16 protein-coding genes are annotated in these 16,021 nt (G+C 64.3%); 2 read left to right on the forward strand and 14 right to left on the reverse strand.

Annotated features, from left to right (window positions below; all coding sequences use genetic code 11):
* The 7 genes from IC66_RS0133895 to IC66_RS0133925 all read right to left on the reverse strand — a co-directional run.
* Window positions 1–1,218, reverse strand: a 1,218-nt coding sequence (locus tag IC66_RS0133895; RefSeq protein ID WP_049806709.1) for an AMP-binding protein, incomplete at its 3' end; no start/stop codon positions are given.
* Between the two features lie 222 nt (window positions 1,219–1,440).
* Entirely contained in the window at window positions 1,441–1,710 is a 270-nt protein-coding gene (locus tag IC66_RS0133900; RefSeq protein WP_028139970.1) for a DUF3551 domain-containing protein, read from the reverse strand.
* Between the two features lie 33 nt (window positions 1,711–1,743).
* Window positions 1,744–2,022: a DUF3551 domain-containing protein gene (locus tag IC66_RS0133905; RefSeq protein ID WP_028139969.1), complete on the reverse strand. Its 279-nt coding sequence runs from the start codon at window positions 2,020–2,022 to the stop codon at window positions 1,744–1,746.
* 128 nt (window positions 2,023–2,150) lie between these two features.
* Entirely contained in the window at window positions 2,151–4,028 is a 1,878-nt protein-coding gene (gene htpG / locus IC66_RS0133910; protein ID WP_038950627.1) for a molecular chaperone HtpG, read from the reverse strand.
* A gap of 123 nt (window positions 4,029–4,151) precedes the next feature.
* Window positions 4,152–4,559, reverse strand: coding sequence for a hypothetical protein (locus tag IC66_RS0133915; protein ID WP_028139967.1), 408 nt, complete (start codon window positions 4,557–4,559; stop codon window positions 4,152–4,154).
* Between the two features lie 250 nt (window positions 4,560–4,809).
* On the reverse strand, window positions 4,810–5,403 hold the full coding sequence (locus IC66_RS0133920) for a nuclear transport factor 2 family protein (RefSeq protein ID WP_028139966.1): 594 nt from the start codon (window positions 5,401–5,403) through the stop codon (window positions 4,810–4,812).
* Between the two features lie 139 nt (window positions 5,404–5,542).
* Window positions 5,543–6,349, reverse strand: coding sequence for a response regulator (locus IC66_RS0133925; protein WP_026201627.1), 807 nt, complete (start codon window positions 6,347–6,349; stop codon window positions 5,543–5,545).
* A gap of 219 nt (window positions 6,350–6,568) precedes the next feature.
* Here IC66_RS0133925 and IC66_RS0133930 point away from each other — a divergent pair, with 219 nt between their 5' ends.
* Together IC66_RS0133930 and IC66_RS0133935 are read left to right on the forward strand one after the other, a co-directional pair.
* The gene (locus IC66_RS0133930) at window positions 6,569–6,799 is read left to right on the forward strand and encodes a NepR family anti-sigma factor (protein WP_028139965.1); all 231 of its coding nucleotides are present in this window, start codon (window positions 6,569–6,571) and stop codon (window positions 6,797–6,799) included.
* A complete protein-coding gene (locus IC66_RS0133935; RefSeq protein ID WP_018316216.1) occupies window positions 6,799–7,347 on the forward strand; it encodes a sigma-70 family RNA polymerase sigma factor in 549 nt (182 codons plus the stop codon). Before IC66_RS0133930 ends, IC66_RS0133935 begins: the two co-directional genes overlap by 1 nt.
* 100 nt (window positions 7,348–7,447) lie before the next feature.
* Here the strand turns inward: IC66_RS0133935 and IC66_RS0133940 are convergent, their stop codons facing one another.
* The 7 genes from IC66_RS0133940 to IC66_RS0133975 all read right to left on the reverse strand — a co-directional run bounded on the left by IC66_RS0133940 (window position 7,448) and on the right by IC66_RS0133975 (window position 15,983).
* Complete coding sequence (locus IC66_RS0133940) at window positions 7,448–8,146, reverse strand: nitroreductase (protein ID WP_028139964.1); 699 nt, start codon at window positions 8,144–8,146, stop codon at window positions 7,448–7,450.
* A 137-nt stretch (window positions 8,147–8,283) separates the two neighbouring features.
* The gene (locus IC66_RS0133945; RefSeq protein WP_038950629.1) at window positions 8,284–9,528 is read right to left on the reverse strand and encodes an acyl-CoA dehydrogenase; all 1,245 of its coding nucleotides are present in this window, start codon (window positions 9,526–9,528) and stop codon (window positions 8,284–8,286) included.
* A 127-nt stretch (window positions 9,529–9,655) separates the two neighbouring features.
* A complete protein-coding gene (locus tag IC66_RS0133950; RefSeq protein ID WP_038950630.1) occupies window positions 9,656–10,897 on the reverse strand; it encodes an acyl-CoA dehydrogenase in 1,242 nt (413 codons plus the stop codon).
* Window positions 10,898–11,039: 142 nt separating this feature from the next.
* Window positions 11,040–12,167, reverse strand: coding sequence for an acyl-CoA dehydrogenase family protein (locus IC66_RS0133955; RefSeq protein WP_038950631.1), 1,128 nt, complete (start codon window positions 12,165–12,167; stop codon window positions 11,040–11,042).
* Window positions 12,168–12,341: 174 nt separating this feature from the next.
* Window positions 12,342–14,213, reverse strand: coding sequence for an AMP-binding protein (locus IC66_RS0133965; RefSeq protein WP_038950632.1), 1,872 nt, complete (start codon window positions 14,211–14,213; stop codon window positions 12,342–12,344).
* Between the two features lie 43 nt (window positions 14,214–14,256).
* Window positions 14,257–15,063, reverse strand: a complete 807-nt coding sequence (locus tag IC66_RS0133970; protein WP_038950634.1) for an enoyl-CoA hydratase/isomerase family protein — start codon at window positions 15,061–15,063, stop codon at window positions 14,257–14,259.
* 161 nt (window positions 15,064–15,224) lie between these two features.
* Window positions 15,225–15,983 carry an SDR family NAD(P)-dependent oxidoreductase gene (locus IC66_RS0133975; RefSeq protein WP_038950635.1) on the reverse strand — a complete coding sequence of 253 codons (759 nt, stop codon included), beginning with the start codon at window positions 15,981–15,983 and terminating at the stop codon, window positions 15,225–15,227.
* Window positions 15,984–16,021 lie beyond the last annotated feature (38 nt).

Genomic DNA, 16,021 nt, shown 5'->3' on the forward strand with positions numbered 1-16,021 from the left:
GCCGGCCTCGCCGCGGGCGCAGGCGAGGCAAAACCCCTCTTCGTTGCGCAGCGGCGCGCCGCTGTCGGGATCGAGCTTGACGAGATTGGCAGGGAAGCGATGCGCCAGCAGCGGCGGGATGCGACCGATCGCGCCCGGCTGCCCCTCGACGTTGAACAGCGAGAAATTGCCTTCCGTCGCCGCATAGAATTCGAGGATGCGCGGAATGGCGAAGCGCGCCTGAAAGTCTTCCCAGATGTCACCGCGCAGGCCGTTGCCGCAGACGAGGCGGAGACGATGCCGGTTCTCATATTCCGACGGCGCCGCCTTGAGCAGATAACGGCAGAGCTCGCCGATATATTGAAACAACGTGCAGTCATGGCGCACGATGTCGGACCAGAAATGCGAGGCCGAGAATTTCTCCGCGATCACCACCGAGCCGCCGGCAGCGAGCATGCTGCAGGGCGCGACGATGCCGCCGACCGAGTGGAACAGCGGCAGGCAATCGTAGAGCCGGTCTTGCGGGCTCGCGCCGGTGAGGCCGGCGAACCAAAAGCCCCAATTGAGAATGCGGCGGTGGCTGATGCTGGCAGCCTTCGGCAGGCCGGTGGTGCCTGATGTGTAGATCAGCAGCGCTCGGTCATCGATGGTGACCTCACCGCGCTCCTCCGGCGAAAGGGAAGCGTCGTCCAGCGCCGCGAGGGCGACGTCGATGGCGCGCTCGCTGCGGGCATCGCCATGCGTCCAGACCTTGGCCTGCGTCTTCAGGTGCGGCGTTGCGCTCTCCAGCATCTGCGTCAGCTCCTGCGCAACGATGATATGCGAGGGCTTTGCGACATCGAGGCAATGCGCGAGCGACTGTCCCACCAGCCTGGTGTTGAGCAGCGCCGCCACACCGCCGATCCGGCTGATGCCGAGCCAGGCCGCGACATAATCGATGCCGTTCGGCATGATCAACGCGACAGTATCACCCTTGGCCACGCCGGCCGAGCGCGCCCAGCGCGCGTAGCGGTTGATGCGCTTCGACAGGCCTTCATAGTCGAGGCTTGCGTCGTCGGTGATCAGCGCAACGCGGTCGGGCTGGCGCTGCGCCCAATCGTCGATGACGTCCGCGAACAGACGTCCCGGCAGCGTCTCGATCCGCGCCGTGAGCTCGATGGCCTTCAGCCATATCTTTGAAGCCGAAGGCGCGCGCGCGACTTTTTGTCGTTCGATGACACCGGTGGTCATGCCGTTGATTCTTTCGGGCCGCCTGCTGACATCAGGCAATCTAGCCCCCGCGCCCTGCCCAGGTGTTAAGAGACAAGGTAAAACTCTGTTAGGGCGCGGTTAACTCTAGTGATCCTTTACCGCCGCACGGCAACGCCGGTGAGTTCGGCGGCATGGTGACGGCCGAGACCGATCGCACTGGCCCAAGGTGGTCGAGCTGTGGGGGCAGGAAGGAGATGCGCGCTGCCGACGCTAGCCGCTACGCCTGTAGCGCAAGTGCGGCGGCGGCGCGTGAACCGGATAATACGGATTGAGATCGCAGATCGCGGATCGGCCATAAGCAGTGGCGCGGCACTGGGGCAACGAGGTGAAGGAGCAGTCGTACCACTCCCCGCCTCCCCCGTTCGCACCTGAATAAACGTGCATGCAGACGGGATAGCGCGGATCAAAAGTCTGCGCATGCGACGGCGCGGCTGCGAGCACCGCGCCCACCATCACGACCATTCCGAACGAGAAGCGCATAAACAGTGTTCCGGTGCGTTGCATCGCAGATCGCTATTGCTGTTTCTTGTGACGCCGGCGCGGCGGCGGCTGGTCGAAGGCGTAGTAGGGATTGACGTCGCAGCTGGCCGAGCGGCCCGACGCGGTCGCGCGGCACTGCGGCAGCGAGGTGAAAGAGCAGTCGAAATAATCGCCGCCGCCACCGCCGAAGCCGCCGCCGGGCGTGTAAACGTGCATGCACACCGGGTAGCGCGGATCATAGGTCTGGGCGCTGGCATCCGCCGCGACGAACAGCGTGGCAATCGCGGTGAGGGTCAAAATCGACAGGCGCATGGACTTAGTCCTCGAATCGACGGCGTCGTCGGATCTGATGCCGACGGCCTCGTATGGCATAACACCAGGCCGGAGACGACTGTTCCTAGGGACAGATGACGGCAAGGTGAGCGCCGCGGGCTGCGGCGCTAGGCGTCGAGCCCCTGCAGCACCAGCCGGTTCAGCCTCGCCGCAAACGCGGCGGGATCCTCCGGCAGTTCACCGTCCAGGATCTGCGCCTGCTCGAGCAGGAGCAGGCTGAGATCGTCGACCGCCTTCGAGCCGGCTTGCGCCTTGGCGATCGCGCCCACCATCGGATGGCGCAGATTGATCTCCAGGATCGGCTTGGTCTTCATGCCGCGGTTTTGCTGCGACAGGATGCGCTCGAGCTCGCGGCTCGGGCCCTGGCTGTCGGCGACGAGGCAGGAGGCCGAGCTGGTGAGGCGCGTCGAGGCCTTGACGTCGCTGACACGCTCGCCGAGCGCGGCCTTGATCACGGCGATGGTGGCCGCTTCATCCGCCTCGGGCTCGTCCTTCTTTGCCTCGTCCTTGTCATCGACGCGCGGAATCAGGTCGAGATTGAGATCGCCCTGGCTCAGTGACTTCAGCGGCTTTGCGTCGAACTCCGACGGCATCGAGGTCCAGAACGCATCGACGGGATCGGACAGCAGCAGCACCTCGATGCCGCGCGCGGTCGCAGCCTCCAGCCGCGGATTGGATTTCAGTCGCTCGATGCTGTCGCCGACGAGATAATAGATCTCGGTCTGGTTCGGCTTGAAATCGGCGATGACCTGCTTCAGCGACCGCTTCTCGCCCGACGTCGTGGTGAAGCGCGACAGTGCCAGCAGCTTTTCGCGCCGCTCGAAATCCTCGTAAATGCCTTCCTTGAGCACCGCACCGAAGGCGTCCCAGATCCTGGCAAAGTTCTCCGGATCCTTCTCGGCGAGGCTTTCGAGCTCCGACACGACCCGGGTCGCCACCGCTTTCCGGATCTGCGCCAGCTGTGGATTGTTCTGCAGCATCTCGCGGGAGATGTTGAGCGGGAGATCCTCGCTGTCGACGACACCTCGGATGAAGCGCAGATAGCCCGGCAACAGATCAGCATCGTCGGTGATGAAGACACGGCGGACGTAAAGCTTCACCCGGCCCTTGCGGTTCGGCTCGAACAAATCGAACGGCTTGGTCGAGGGCGCGAACAGCAGTACGGCGTAGGAGTAGCGGCCCTCGGCGCGGTAATGCAGCGTCATCGCGGGATCGTCGAAAGCCGAGGCGATCTGCTGATAGGCCTTCTTGTAGTCGTCGGCGGTCAGCTCGGATTTCGAGCGTTGCCACAACGCGCTGGCCGAATTGATCTGGCGCGGCTCGCCCTCTTCCGGCACCAGCTCGATCGGGAACAGGATGTTGTCGGAATAGGCACCGACGATGCGCTCGATCTCAAAGCTCTCGAGATATTTCTTGGCGTCGTCCTTCAGGTGCAGGACGATCTCGGTGCCGCGCGTCACGCGGGCGGCCTCCTCGTCGCCGGCACGGGCGATCTCGAAACCGGAGCCGCCGGAGGACATCCAGGTCCAGACGTCGCTTTCGCCGGCGCGGCGGCTGACCACGACGATCTTGTCGGCGACCATGAAGGCGGAATAGAAGCCGACGCCGAACTGGCCAATCAGGCCGAGGCCGTCCTTGGCCTCCTTCAGCTTCGACACGAACGCCTTGGTGCCGGAGCGGGCGATGGTGCCGAGATGGTCGATCAGCTCCTGCCGCTCCATGCCGATGCCGTTGTCGGCGATCGTGAGCGTCCCGGCCGCCTTGTTCGGGATGATGCGGATCTTGAGCGCGTCGCCCTCGCCGAGCAGCGAAGGACTTGCGATCGCCTCATAGCGCAGCTTGTCGCAGGCGTCCGAGGCATTGGAGACGAGCTCGCGCAGAAAGATATCGGTCTCGGAATAGACGGAGTGCACCATCAGGTGCAGAAGCTCGGAAACCTCGGCCTGGAAGGGCTGCGTATGCACAGCCGTGTCTGACGTCGTCATGCGTTTACCCGGTCAATACGAAGGGGAAGAAACCCGGGATATAACGCGAGCGTAGAGGGGATCAAGTGGACGTGAAGAATCGCCCTCCGGGCGGGAGGACGATCTGTCCAGTGCCTAGGCGGATCAGGTCACGCAGCGGCCGGGCTGGAGCAGCTTTGCGACCTCGGTCAGGGAGCTGACCATCGGCTCGCAGGCGATCGTCGGCCGGTTGCGCACCTTCTTCTGGTTCTGGAGCAGCGCCGGCGGCTTGGCATTGCCGGTTTCGATCACGGCGGGGACCCGCAGCAGCACCGAGGTGTCGGCGAGGTCGTTCAGCCGCATCGAGACGGTGCGGGTTGGAACTGCTGCCTGCTTGATCTCGGCGAGCCGGTCGGCCTTGCCGGTACGATTGACGTTGTGGCCGGGCTTGTCGGCCTTGTCGGCGACCGCCTGCCAGCGGTCCGCCAGATCATGGCCCGAGGCCAGCTGCACGGCACCGAGCGTCGCAGCCACGGCGACGGCACTCAAAAATACCTTATGAATCTGTGACATGGCTGTCGGTCCCTCGCCCCATGGCGATCACGGGAACAACGCCGGGGAAGGATCAGGGGTTCTCAGCGGTTACGATCACTTAACCGTGTGCGACAAATGCGACAACGTGCACAAAATATTCCGCGAGGGGTGGAACGACTTTCGCAGACAGGAGTCGTCTCAACAGCCGGCTATTCCCCCCTGCCCCATAAGCCGGCGACGTAGGGCGCGACTGTGGTGATGCCAGTCGCGCCTTACTTTTTTCTGGGGTTCACTTCCCCGCCAGCCACTCCCGCCCTTCGCCATAGAGCTTCTCGACCTCGGGTCCGATCAGCCCCGGCATGTCGCGCTTGACCTTGTAGCCGATCAGCTCCTGCATGTAGGCGAGGTGGCGATAGCCTTCGGGCAGCCCGGCGAGCGCTGTCTGATCGAGACGGAGCGTCGCGGCGGGATCGACTGGGTCGATCCGATCCTTTTCATAAATCGGCTGGCGGCGGACGATGCCCCATTTTCCCTGCCGCTTTTCCAGGAAATCGTAGAAGCGCCCGGTGCAGACGACGTCGCAAACGACGTCGTGCACCGGGGCACGCTGCGAAATCGTCATCTTGGTCTGCGCGATGGCCCGTTCGCCTGCGAGGTCGATGCTGGTGCCGCCGAGGAAATGCAGGATGCGAACGCCCCTGGCAAATCCCTCCTGGCTGACGCGCATGAAATCCCGCGCCGGCCCCTGAAACCAGGTGGCGGACATCCAGCCCTCTTCGTGCCAGACCGTGGCAAAGCGCTCCCAGTCGCCGGCATCGCGCCACACCGCCCAGTTCTCGACGAGGTCGCGGATGGCGAGGCGATCGAGGAGTTGCTGGTCCATGGGCACATCTCCGGCTGGGATCAATGCAGGAGGTATGAGCGGCGAAGCCGACGCACGTCAAGCACGGCAGGCGAAACGAAAAATCCGGCGTGCCTTGCAGCACGCCGGATCGGATCGTTTGGCCAAATGGCCAGCTCTATTAAGCCGCCGGCGCCTTCGGTGTGCGGTTGCGCGAGTTGCGCTGGAAGAACAGCGCCTGGCTCGCCACCGCCGAGACCATCGCGGGCTGGAACGGTTTTGAGATCAGGAACGCCGGCTCCGGGCGCTCGCCGGTCAGGAAGCGCTCGGGATACGCGGTGATGAACACCACGGGCACCTCGAACGTGCGCAGCAGCTCGTTGACGGCGTCGAGGCCAGACGAGCCGTCGGCGAGCTGGATGTCGGCGAGGATCAGGCCGGGCCGCTTGTTCTTGGCCAGCGCCACCGCATCGGCATGGGTGCGCGCGACGCCGACGACATTGTGGCCGAGATTCTTCACCAGGCTCTCGAGGTCCATGGCGATGAAGGTCTCGTCCTCGATGATCAGCACGTCGGTGGCGATCTCGGCGGCCATCTCGCGTCCGGCGGCATCCGCAAGCCGCCGCGTCTCGGCGACGTCGGTGCCGAGGATGTAGCCGACTTCCTCTTCCGAAAATCCCTCCAGCGAGAGCAGCAGGAAGGCCTGGCGCGGCAACGGCGTGATGTTCGACAGCCGCCGCTCCGGCGGCATCGGCAAGGTCGTCACCTCGGAATCATCGTTGACGGAGACCGAATTCCAGATCTGGGTGAACAGCCGGAACAGGCCCGCGCGCGGCCCATGGCTCTCGTCGAGCACCGAGGGATCCCCCAGCATGGCTTCCAACATGGCTGCGACATAGGCGTCACCGGAGGCCTGGCTGCCCGTCAGGGCGCGTGCGTACCGGCGCAACAACGGCAAGTGTTCAGCAACAAGCTGTGAACGGGACATCCCCACTCCATTCATCTTCGGGCCAACCTTAAGGTCCAGGCAATCCGAGGGGGGCCCGGGTTCCCCTGCTGGGCTGATTACGCCTCAGGCCAAGAAAAGTTCCGTCTGAGCGGGAACTTTTTCTCGAACCTCGAATTGAGCCTATCCAGGGAACGGCTCCCGGTTGAGAAAACCTCTCGATTTTACAGTCACTTAACTCGGGGAAACGTGGAACAGGTCATGAAAGATCTCAAGTCTCAAGCCAGCAGAAGCACGACCCCCGGCAAGGGAGGCCTCACTCCGGAGATTCAATCCCGGATCGGGCACCAGTTGCGCGCCATGTATGATGATGTCGTGCGACAAGGGGTTCCAGATCGGTTCGCAGAGCTGATCAAGAAGCTTGATGCGCCGGGAGCGACACCCCACGTGGGAAATGAGGGCGGATCCAACGACAACAATGGGAGGGATTAATGCCTCTCACGGACTCCCTGCGTAATGACATCCTGGCGGCCGTGCCCAGTCTGCGCGCGTTCGCCATTTCGCTCAGCGGCAATGCGGACCGCGCCGATGATTTGGTCCAGGAGACGCTGCTCCGCGCGCTCGCCAACATCGACTCGTTCCAGCCCGGCTCCAATCTGCCGGCATGGCTGTTCACGATCCTGCGCAACCTTTTCCGCTCCGACTATCGCAAGCGGCGGCGCGAGGTCGAGGACGCCGAAGGCAACTACGCCAAGACGCTGAAGACACAGCCGTCGCAGAACGCGCATCTCGAGTTCGAGGAGTTTCGCACGGCGCTCGACAAGCTTCCACAGGACCAGCGTGAAGCGCTGATTCTGGTCGGCGCCTCCGGCTTCTCCTACGAAGACGCGGCCTCGATCTGCGGCTGCGCGGTCGGCACGATCAAGAGCCGCGTCAACCGCGCGCGGTCGAAGCTCGCCGCGCTGCTTTATGTCGATGGCGCCGAGGACTTTGGCCCGGACGAGACCGTGCGGGCCGTGATCGGCGGCAGCGGCGGCTGACGGCCGGCGTCAACCCGAGCTCAGATGAGATGAAGACGGCCGTTCTCACGGCCGTCTTCGCGTGCGTCCGGCAGCGATAGCGCAGAGCTACGCCGCTTGATCACTCGTCCGCGAAGGTCACGGTCTCGGCCACGCTGGCGCGCGAGGTGCGGTAGCTGTTGACCTTGTGGGCGTCGTCGGCATAGCCGAACGAAATGCCGCAGACGACGCGGCGATCGTCGGGCAGATTGAAGTGGCGGCGGATCAATCCGGAATGCCGCGCGAGCGCCGCCTGCGGAATCGTGCCCAGCCCGAGCGCCTGCGCGGCCAGCATGAAATTGCTGACATAGGCGCCGCAATCGATCGCACCGTAAATGCCGAGCGGCTCGTTGGTGTGAATGATGGCGACATGCGGCGCGCCGAAGAAATTGTAGTTCTCCAGCGCCTGCCTGGCGTAGGCGCTTCTGTCGCCCCTGATGATGCCGAGCGTGTTGTAGAGCTGAAAGCCGCTTTCGCGTCGGCGTTCCAGATAAACACCGACATACTCGCGCGGCGGCGTGAAATCGTAGTCGTCGCCGAGACCGCCCGAGGCTTCCGCGTAGATCGCCTTGCGGAAGCGCTCCTTGGCCTCGCCGCTGGCGATGATCACCTGCCAGGGCTGGCTGTTGCACCAGGACGCAGTGCGCTGCGCGGTGGTCAGCACATGCTCGATGGTCGCGCGGTCAACCTCTTTGGGAAGGAAGGCCCGGACGGAGTAGCGCTCGTTGAGCAGCTCTTCGAGTACGCCGATGCGATCGGTTTGTTTGACGGTAGCGTCCATGGTTCAGCTCGCGCTCTTCTCGTAGGGTGGGCAAAGGCGCATCGCGCCGTGCCCACCGACAGACTTGCTCCGGAGCATCTGCATATGGTGGGCACGCTTCGCTTTGCCCACCCTACGAGATGCAGCGAGAGGTGATATCACCGCCCCTTGGTCGGGATCTTGTTGTACGGCACGTCCTTGTCGACGCGGATGTCGCCGGGCAGTCCCAGCACGCGCTCGGCGATGATGTTGCGCAGGATCTCGTCGGTGCCGCCGGCGATGCGCATCGAGGGCGAGGACAGCAGCATCTGCTGAAACTGGCCCTGCACGGTTTCCTCGTCGCTGCCCGTGAGAACACCGGCCGCGCCTTGCAGGTCCATGGCGTAGGTCGCGATGTCCTGCAGCATCATGCCCGACACCAGCTTGCCGATCGAATTCTCCGGGCCTGGCCGCTCGCCCTTCGACAGCGCCGAGATCGTGCGGTAGCTGGTGTATTTCAGCCCGCTCGACTTCGCCGCCCAGCTCGCGAGCCTGGAACGCACCGCAGGATCGTCGATCGCGAGGCCATCCTCCAGCATCAGATTGGAGCAGAACTCGAACATTTCCGGCACGCCGGTCGCAAGGCGCGAACCGATCGACATGCGCTCGTTCATCAGCGTGGTCAGCGAGACGCTCCAGCCCTCGCCGACAGCCCCTAACCGCTGGCTGTCTGGGATCACGACGTCGGTGAAATAGACCTCGTTGAACTCCTGCATGCCATTGGCCTGCTTGATCGGCCGCACCTCGACGCCGGGGCTCTTCATGTCCAGAAAGAACATGGTGAGACCCTTGTGCTTGGGCACGTTCGGATCGGTCCGCGCGATCAACAGACCATAGTCGGAGTAATGCGCGCCAGAGGTCCAGATCTTCTGGCCGTTGACGACCCAATTGTCGCCTCTCTTCTCCGCGCGGGTGCGCAAGCCGGCGACGTCCGAACCGGCGGACGGTTCGGAGAACAGCTGGCACCAGATCTCCTCGCCCGAAGCCAGCTTCGGCAGATAGCGGCGCTTGGCGTCCTCGCTGCCGAAGGCCATCACGGTCGGGCCGCACATGCCCTCGCCGATCTGGAACGGCTGCGTCAGCTTGCCGTAGACACCCTCTTCCTGCTGCCAGATCACCTTCTCGATCGGCGTCGCGCCACGGCCGCCATATTCCTTCGGCCAGTGCAGGCAGGCCCAATTGCCTTCGAACTTCCTCTTCTGCCAGGCCTTGCCGACATCGACGATGTCTTGCTTGGCAAGGCGAATGCGGCCGAGCGAGGATTTTGACAGCTCGGCATGCAACTCCTTCGGCGCATTGGCGTCGATCCATTGGCGCGCGGAGGCGCGGAACGCGGCTTCCTGCGGGGTGTCGTCGAAATTCATCTTCGAGCTCTCCTCTCTCGTGCCCCGGACGCGGCGCAGCGCGGAGCGGTGCGCTGCAGAGCCGGGGCCCATCGTAGTTTCTGGATCCCGGCTCGCCGGCGCGTTGCGCCGCGTCCGGGACACGCATTCATCTTCCCTTCGTCGGGATCTTGTTGAACGGCACGTCCTTGTCGACCCTGATATCGCCGGGCAGGCCCAGCACCCGCTCGGCGATGATGTTGCGCATGATCTCGTCGGTGCCGCCTTCGACGCGGGTGCCGGGCGCGCGCAGCAGCATCGCCTGGAAACGGCCGGCGAGCTCGCCATCCTCGCCGCTGACGACGCCGCCCGCACCCTGCAGGTCCAACGCGTAGGTCGCAACGTCCTGGATCATCGAGCCCGCCACCAGCTTGCCGATGGAATTTTCCGGCCCCGGCCGTTCGCCTTTCGACAGCGCCGAGATCGCGCGCATGCTGGTGTATTTCAGCCCGCTCGCCTTCACCGCCCAGTTCGCCAGCTTCGAGCGCACCGCGCGATCTTCGATCGCGGGGCCGTCGTCGAGCATCAGGCTGGAGCAGTACTCGAACAGCTCCGGAAATCCGGTCGCGACGGCCGCGCCGATCGCGCTGCGCTCATTCATCAGCGTGGTCAGCGAGACGTTCCAGCCGTCGCCGACCTCGCCGAGGCGCTGATGATCAGGAATCCTGACGTTGGTGAAATAGACCTCGTTGAAGTCGGAAGCGCCGCTCGCCTGCTTGATCGGCCGCACTTCGACACCCGGGCTCTTCATGTCCAGGAAGAACATGGTGAGGCCCTTGTGCTTGGGCACGGTCGGATCGGTGCGCGTGAGCAAGATGCCGTAGTCGGAATAATGCGCGCCCGAGGTCCAGATCTTCTGGCCGTTGATGATCCAGTCGTCGCCGTCCTTTTCCGCGCGCGTGCGCAGGCCGGCGACGTCAGAACCGCCGGCCGGTTCGGAGAACAGCTGGCACCAGATCTTTTCACCGGAGGCCAACGGCGGCAGATAGGTGCGCTTATGCTCCTCGCGCGCGAACGCCATCATGGTCGGCCCGCACATGCCGTGGCCGATGATGAACATGCGGGACAGCAGTCCGAACGGCCCTTCCTCCTGCTGCCAGATCACGCGCTCGATCGGCGATGAGCCGCGACCGCCATACTCTTTCGGCCAGTGCAGACAGGCCCAGCCGGCGTCGGCCTTCTTTTTCTGCCAGGCTTTTGCGACCTCGAGAATGTTGGCGTTTTTCAACTGCGTGCGGCCAAGCGAGGATTTGCGCAGCTCGTCCTCGTATTGCTTGGGCGCATTGGCACCGATCCAGGCGCGCGCGGTGGCGCGGAACTCGGCTTCCTGCGGGGTGTCGTCGAAATTCATGGTCTCATCTCTCGGTTCGTTCCCCGGACGCTGCGCAGCACGAAGTGATGCGCTGCAGAGCCGGGGTCCATTGCGGCCTCTGGGTCCCGGCTCTGCGAAGCGGCATTACATGCCGCATCGCGTCCGGGATACGAGCGGCGGATTACGCCGCGTTCTTCTTGCGCATGCGGTCGATCAACTGGTCTTCCCAATAGGACAGGCTGCCGAGCCCGAGCGCCATGGCGTTGGCGCGGCGGTAGTACATGTGGCAGTCGAACTCCCAGGTGAAGCCCATGCCGCCGTGGACCTGGATGTTGTTCTTGGCGCAGTGCTGGAACGCCTGCGTCGCGCTGATGCGCGCGGCAGCGGCGGCTTCCGGCAATTCAGCCGCGTTGGTCGAAAGTGCCCAGGCACCGTAATAGCTGTTGGAGCGCGCCAGCGTGGCCGAGACATACATGTCGGCAAGCATGTGCTTGACCGCCTGGAACGAGCCGATCTGGCGGCCGAAGGCGATGCGATCGAGTGCGTAGTCGCGGCCCATTTCCAGCGCACGGTCGGAGCCGCCGACCTGCTCGAACGCACAGAGCACCGCGGCGCGGTCGAGCACCTGGGTCAAAATGCTCCATCCTTCGCCGGTAGCGCCGAGCGGCTCGGCCTTAGCGTCCTTGAAGGTGATCTCCGCCTGCCCGCGGGTCGGATCGAGATTGGTGAGGCTCTTCACCTCGACGCCACCGGCCTTGAGATCAACGAGGAACAGCGAGATATCACCGTCGCGCCCGCTCGCTCCTGTGCGCGCCGCGACCACCGCGAAGTCGGCAACCGCACCGTCGGCGACAGGCTTCTTCACGCCGTTCAGGACACCGTTCGCGGCCGTGAGCTTGACGCTATTCGGCGACGGATTGCCCTTGCCCTCGAACAGCGCCAGCGTGCCGATCGCCTCGCCCGAGGCGATCGCCGGCAGCCATTTCTTCTTTTGCGCCTCGCTGCCTGCGATCAGCAGCGCTTCGGCGGCGAGATACACGGTTGACGAGAACGGCACCGGCGCGTTCGCGCGGCCCATCTCCTCGGCGATCACGCAGAGCTCGAGATGGCCGGCGCCCGCGCCACCGAATTCCTCGGGGATCGCGACGCCGAGGAAACCCATCTCGGCGAGGCCCTTCCAGAGTTCCTTGTCGTAAGGCGCCTTGCCGTCGAGCACCACACGCACCGCCTTCGGCGAGCATTTTTCGGTGAGGAATTTGCGCGCCTGATCGCGGAGCTGCTTCTGGTCGTCGGAGAAATCGAAGTTCATGGCGGGCTACCTCTTATTCGTTGTCATTGAGACCGTCATTCCCGGGCGCGACGAAGTCGCGAGCTATGATGCGCAATTGCACATCTGAGAATCCATAACCACGAGCCGGGGTTATGGATTCCGGGCCTGGCCCTTCGGGCCATCCCGGAATGACGAGGTGAGCGAGTGTCGTCTTCATTTCAGCACGATCACATCCTGATCAGGCTTGTCGGCATAGAGCCGCTCGACCAGTGCCGCGCGGCGTTCGAGGCCGGCGCGCTGGTTGATGTAGCCCTTGTCGGTGAGTTCGTTGCCGTCGATCGAGGGCGGCTCGACCATCAGCATGGCGCGCGCGATGATGCGGCTGCTGGCACCTTCGCACTCCCTGTTGTGCGTCTCCAGCCCGCGCTTGAAGCAGGCGACGATCTCGGGGTGCTTCACTGCGTCCTCGAAGCTCAGCTCGGGATTGCCGACGAGTTGCCGGCAGGCGTGCAAATTGGGCCAGGCGAGCAGGCCGATGAACGGGCGGTCCTGCCCCGCGACCAGCGCGTCGTGCACGACAGGCGTGGCCGCCGCGATCGCATCGGTCCGCAGCGAGCCGACATGCACGAAGGTGCCGGTGGTGAGCTTGAAGTCTTCGACCACGCGGCCTGCAAAGATGATGCCCTTCACCGGATCGGCATCGTCGACGAAGATCCCGGCATCGCCGATGCAGTAAAAGCCTTCCTCGTCGAACATCTTCTTTGTCAGCTCAGACTGGCCGAAATAGCCCGGCGTAACGTTGACGCCGCGCAGCCGCAATTCGTATTTCGAGCCGCACGGCACCATCTTCAACTCGACGCCGGGGAATGGCAGGCCGATCAGGCCGACGCGCTCGGTGTCCCAATAGGTGCCGGTCGAGGTCGGCGCGGTCTCGGTCGAGCCCCAGCCGGTGTAGAACACGATGCGTTCGCCGGTGGTCTTGACGGCGAGAGCCTGCATGCGATCGTAGAGATCATCAGGCAGCCGCGCGCCGCCATAGGCCATGATCGACAGGTTCTTGAAGAACGAGCGGCAGAGCGCATCATCCTTTTCCATGGCGGCCGCGAGCGCCGCGTAACCGGCCGGTACATTGGCGTAGTAGGTCGGCGAGATCTCGCGCAGGTTTCGCAGCGTCTCCTCGAACTGGTCCGGCATCGGCCGGCCATCGTCGATATAGAGCGTGCCGCCATCGACCAGGATCGGGTGGAACGCCGCGTTGCCGCCCATGGTGTGATTCCAGGGCATCCAGTCCAGCATGGTCGCAACAGGACCATCAGGCGAGCGCGGCCGCACCTGCATCATCATCGCCGCATTGGCGCACATCATCTTCTGCGTGTTGATGACGGCCTTGGGCATGCCGGTCGAGCCTGACGTGAACAGCAGCTTGCCGACGGTGTCGGGCGTGATCTTGGCGATCGACTCCTCGACGTCCTTGGTCACCGGAGTTGCCGCGAGCTCAGCAAAGCTGACGCTCTTGATGCCCTCACATGGCCGCGCGACGTGAACCACGGTGACGCCGGTGAGATCGATCGCCTTCAGTGCCTTCTCGAAGGTCGGGCCGTCCTGCACCATCACCACGGCCGGCTTGATCAGGTCGAACAGATACTTCAGCTTGACGTGATCGTGGCTCATCAAGGAATAGGCCGGCGACACCGGCGCCGCTGGCGAACGCGCCTGCATCGCGGCCTGCGTCATCAGCGCATGCTCGATCGAATTGCCGGAGAGGATCGCAACGGGCCGACCATCGAGTCCCAGGTTGAGCAGCCCTTGCGTCAGCGCATCCACGGTGCGCTTGGCTTCGCCATAGGACACCTTGCGCCATTCGCGGTTCGGACCGCCGCGCTGCGCCAGCCAGATGCGCTCGGGCGCTTCCTTCGCCCATTTCGCCAGCGATGCCGGAATGTGCTTCTCGTAAGCTTGCAGCGGAATGCGCGACTTCAGCACCACTGTGCCGTCGCTGCGGCGCTCGACGTCGATGTCGCGCGCGAGCCATTCGATCTTGCGAAAGGCGGGCTTCGTCATCACAGCCGCCGCGCTTCCACTCATTTTGCGTCTCCCGGAATTATCGTCCTTTGCGGATCGTTCTCGTTCAGCGCTTGATATAGACAGGCTTTCGCTTCTCAAGGAAGGCCCTGATGCCTTCCGAGAATTCCTCGGAACGGCTGCACAGGACCTGGTTGCGATCTTCCATAGCGATAACTGCTTCCAGCGATCCCGCATCGACGCTCATGTTGAGGCATTCCTTGGAGAGACGCAGGCCCACGGGCGACGCCGTCATCATCGCCTCGACATAGGGTTCGGCCGCCGCATCGAGCTTGTCTTCCTCGACGACCTCCGAGACCAGCCCGACCGCCAGCGCGCGCTCGGCGCCGATGAACCGGCCGGTGAGGATCAGCTCCGACGCCACGGACACGCCGACGAGGCGCGGCAAGAAATAGCTGGTGCCGATGTCGCAGCCGCCCAGGCCGAGCTTGATGAAGGCGCAGTTCATCCGCGCCGATTTCGTCGCGATGCGGATGTCGGAGGCAAGCGCCAGCGCAAAGCCGCCGCCGGCCGCCGCGCCTTGCACGAGAGAGATGATTGGCTGCGGACAGCGCCGCATCAGCATCACGATGTCGGCGATGCGGCGCTGCGAATCCAGCGACTCCGTGACGCCAGGCGGCTCCTGTTGCCCGGCCCGGCGGGCCACGGCCGCCTTGAGATCGAGGCCCGCGCAAAAGTTCTTGCCGGCCCCCTTCAGCACCACGACACGCGTGTCGCGGTTGCGCTGGAGGCCCTGGAAATAAACGTTGAGCGCATCGATCAGCGCGGGATCGAGCGCGTTGAGACTGTCAGGACGATTGAGCGTCACCCGGTCGACGCCGTCATCATGCTCGATCAGCAGCGGTTGGGACATGGGGCGCTCCTCCTCACTGTCGTCCCGGCCAAGCGAAGCGCGAGCCGGGACCCATAACCACAGGCGTTTGTTGTTTGCGCACCGCGTCTGCCAGCGTGCCCGCCACAGACGCCGCGGAGTATGGGTCCCGGCTTTCGCCGGGACGACAGCGGAGTTTGCAGCTACCTCGGCGCCATGCGGATGGCACCGTCGAGACGGATGGTCTCGCCGTTCAGCATCGGGTTCTCGACGATATGCGCCGCGAGCGAGCCGTATTCCTTGGCGTCGCCAAGGCGCGAGGGATGCGGCACCTGCGCGCCCAGGCTCTTGCGGGCCTCCTCGTTCAGCCCCATCAGCAGCGGCGTGAAGAACAGGCCGGGCGCGATGGTGTTGACTCGGATCTTCTGGCTGGCGAGATCGCGCGCGGCCGGCAAAGTCAAACCGACGACGCCGCCCTTCGAGGCCGAATAGGCGATCTGGCCGATCTGTCCTTCGTAAGCGGCAACCGAGGCCGTATTGATGATGACGCCGCGCTCTTCACCGACTGGCTCGATCGTGACGAGGCGCTCGGCGAACAGCCGCAGGCAGTTGAAGGTGCCGATCAGATTGACGTTGATGATGCGCGCGAACTTCTCCAGGGGATAGACGCCGTCACGGCCGACGATGCGCTGCGAGCCGCCGATGCCGGCGCAGTTCATCAGCACCCGCGCAACGCCATGCGCGGCTTCCGCCTTGGCGATCGCGGCCTTGATCTGCTCTTCGCTGGTGACGTCGGCATGGAGCGCCACGCCCTTCACCTCGGCCGCGACCTTCTCGGCATTCTCCTTGTTCTGGTCGATCACGCCGATCCTGGCGCCCTTGGCCGCCATGGCGCGGGCGGTCGCCTCGCCGAGGCCCGAACCACCGCCGGTGATGAGAACGGCTACGTCTTTCAATTCCATGACAGGCTACCTTTCCTTGGACGTTTCTTCTCTAGACT

The organism is Bradyrhizobium genomosp. III (assembly GCF_000261705.1).
In the GTDB taxonomy this organism is placed as follows: Bacteria; Pseudomonadota; Alphaproteobacteria; order Rhizobiales; family Xanthobacteraceae; genus Bradyrhizobium; species Bradyrhizobium ottawaense.

Excerpts from the sequence above, each read along its gene's own strand:
- IC66_RS0133945 (WP_038950629.1), bottom strand. The coding sequence starts at position 9,528 with ATGAATTTCGACGACACCCCGCAGGAAGCCGCGTTCCGCGCCTCCGCG.
- IC66_RS0133975 (WP_038950635.1), bottom strand. The coding sequence starts at position 15,983 with ATGGAATTGAAAGACGTAGCCGTTCTCATCACCGGCGGTGGTTCGGGC.
- IC66_RS0133935 (WP_018316216.1), top strand. The coding sequence starts at position 6,799 with ATGCCTCTCACGGACTCCCTGCGTAATGACATCCTGGCGGCCGTGCCC.
- IC66_RS0133920 (WP_028139966.1), bottom strand. The coding sequence starts at position 5,403 with ATGGACCAGCAACTCCTCGATCGCCTCGCCATCCGCGACCTCGTCGAG.
- IC66_RS0133950 (WP_038950630.1), bottom strand. The coding sequence starts at position 10,897 with ATGAATTTCGACGACACCCCGCAGGAAGCCGAGTTCCGCGCCACCGCG.
- htpG (WP_038950627.1), bottom strand. The coding sequence starts at position 4,028 with ATGACGACGTCAGACACGGCTGTGCATACGCAGCCCTTCCAGGCCGAG.
- IC66_RS0133915 (WP_028139967.1), bottom strand. The coding sequence starts at position 4,559 with ATGTCACAGATTCATAAGGTATTTTTGAGTGCCGTCGCCGTGGCTGCG.
- IC66_RS0133940 (WP_028139964.1), bottom strand. The coding sequence starts at position 8,146 with ATGGACGCTACCGTCAAACAAACCGATCGCATCGGCGTACTCGAAGAG.
- IC66_RS0133955 (WP_038950631.1), bottom strand. The coding sequence starts at position 12,167 with ATGAACTTCGATTTCTCCGACGACCAGAAGCAGCTCCGCGATCAGGCG.
- IC66_RS0133965 (WP_038950632.1), bottom strand. The coding sequence starts at position 14,213 with ATGAGTGGAAGCGCGGCGGCTGTGATGACGAAGCCCGCCTTTCGCAAG.
- IC66_RS0133905 (WP_028139969.1), bottom strand. The coding sequence starts at position 2,022 with ATGCGCCTGTCGATTTTGACCCTCACCGCGATTGCCACGCTGTTCGTC.
- IC66_RS0133925 (WP_026201627.1), bottom strand. The coding sequence starts at position 6,349 with ATGTCCCGTTCACAGCTTGTTGCTGAACACTTGCCGTTGTTGCGCCGG.
- IC66_RS0133900 (WP_028139970.1), bottom strand. The coding sequence starts at position 1,710 with ATGCGCTTCTCGTTCGGAATGGTCGTGATGGTGGGCGCGGTGCTCGCA.
- IC66_RS0133930 (WP_028139965.1), top strand. The coding sequence starts at position 6,569 with ATGAAAGATCTCAAGTCTCAAGCCAGCAGAAGCACGACCCCCGGCAAG.
- IC66_RS0133970 (WP_038950634.1), bottom strand. The coding sequence starts at position 15,063 with ATGTCCCAACCGCTGCTGATCGAGCATGATGACGGCGTCGACCGGGTG.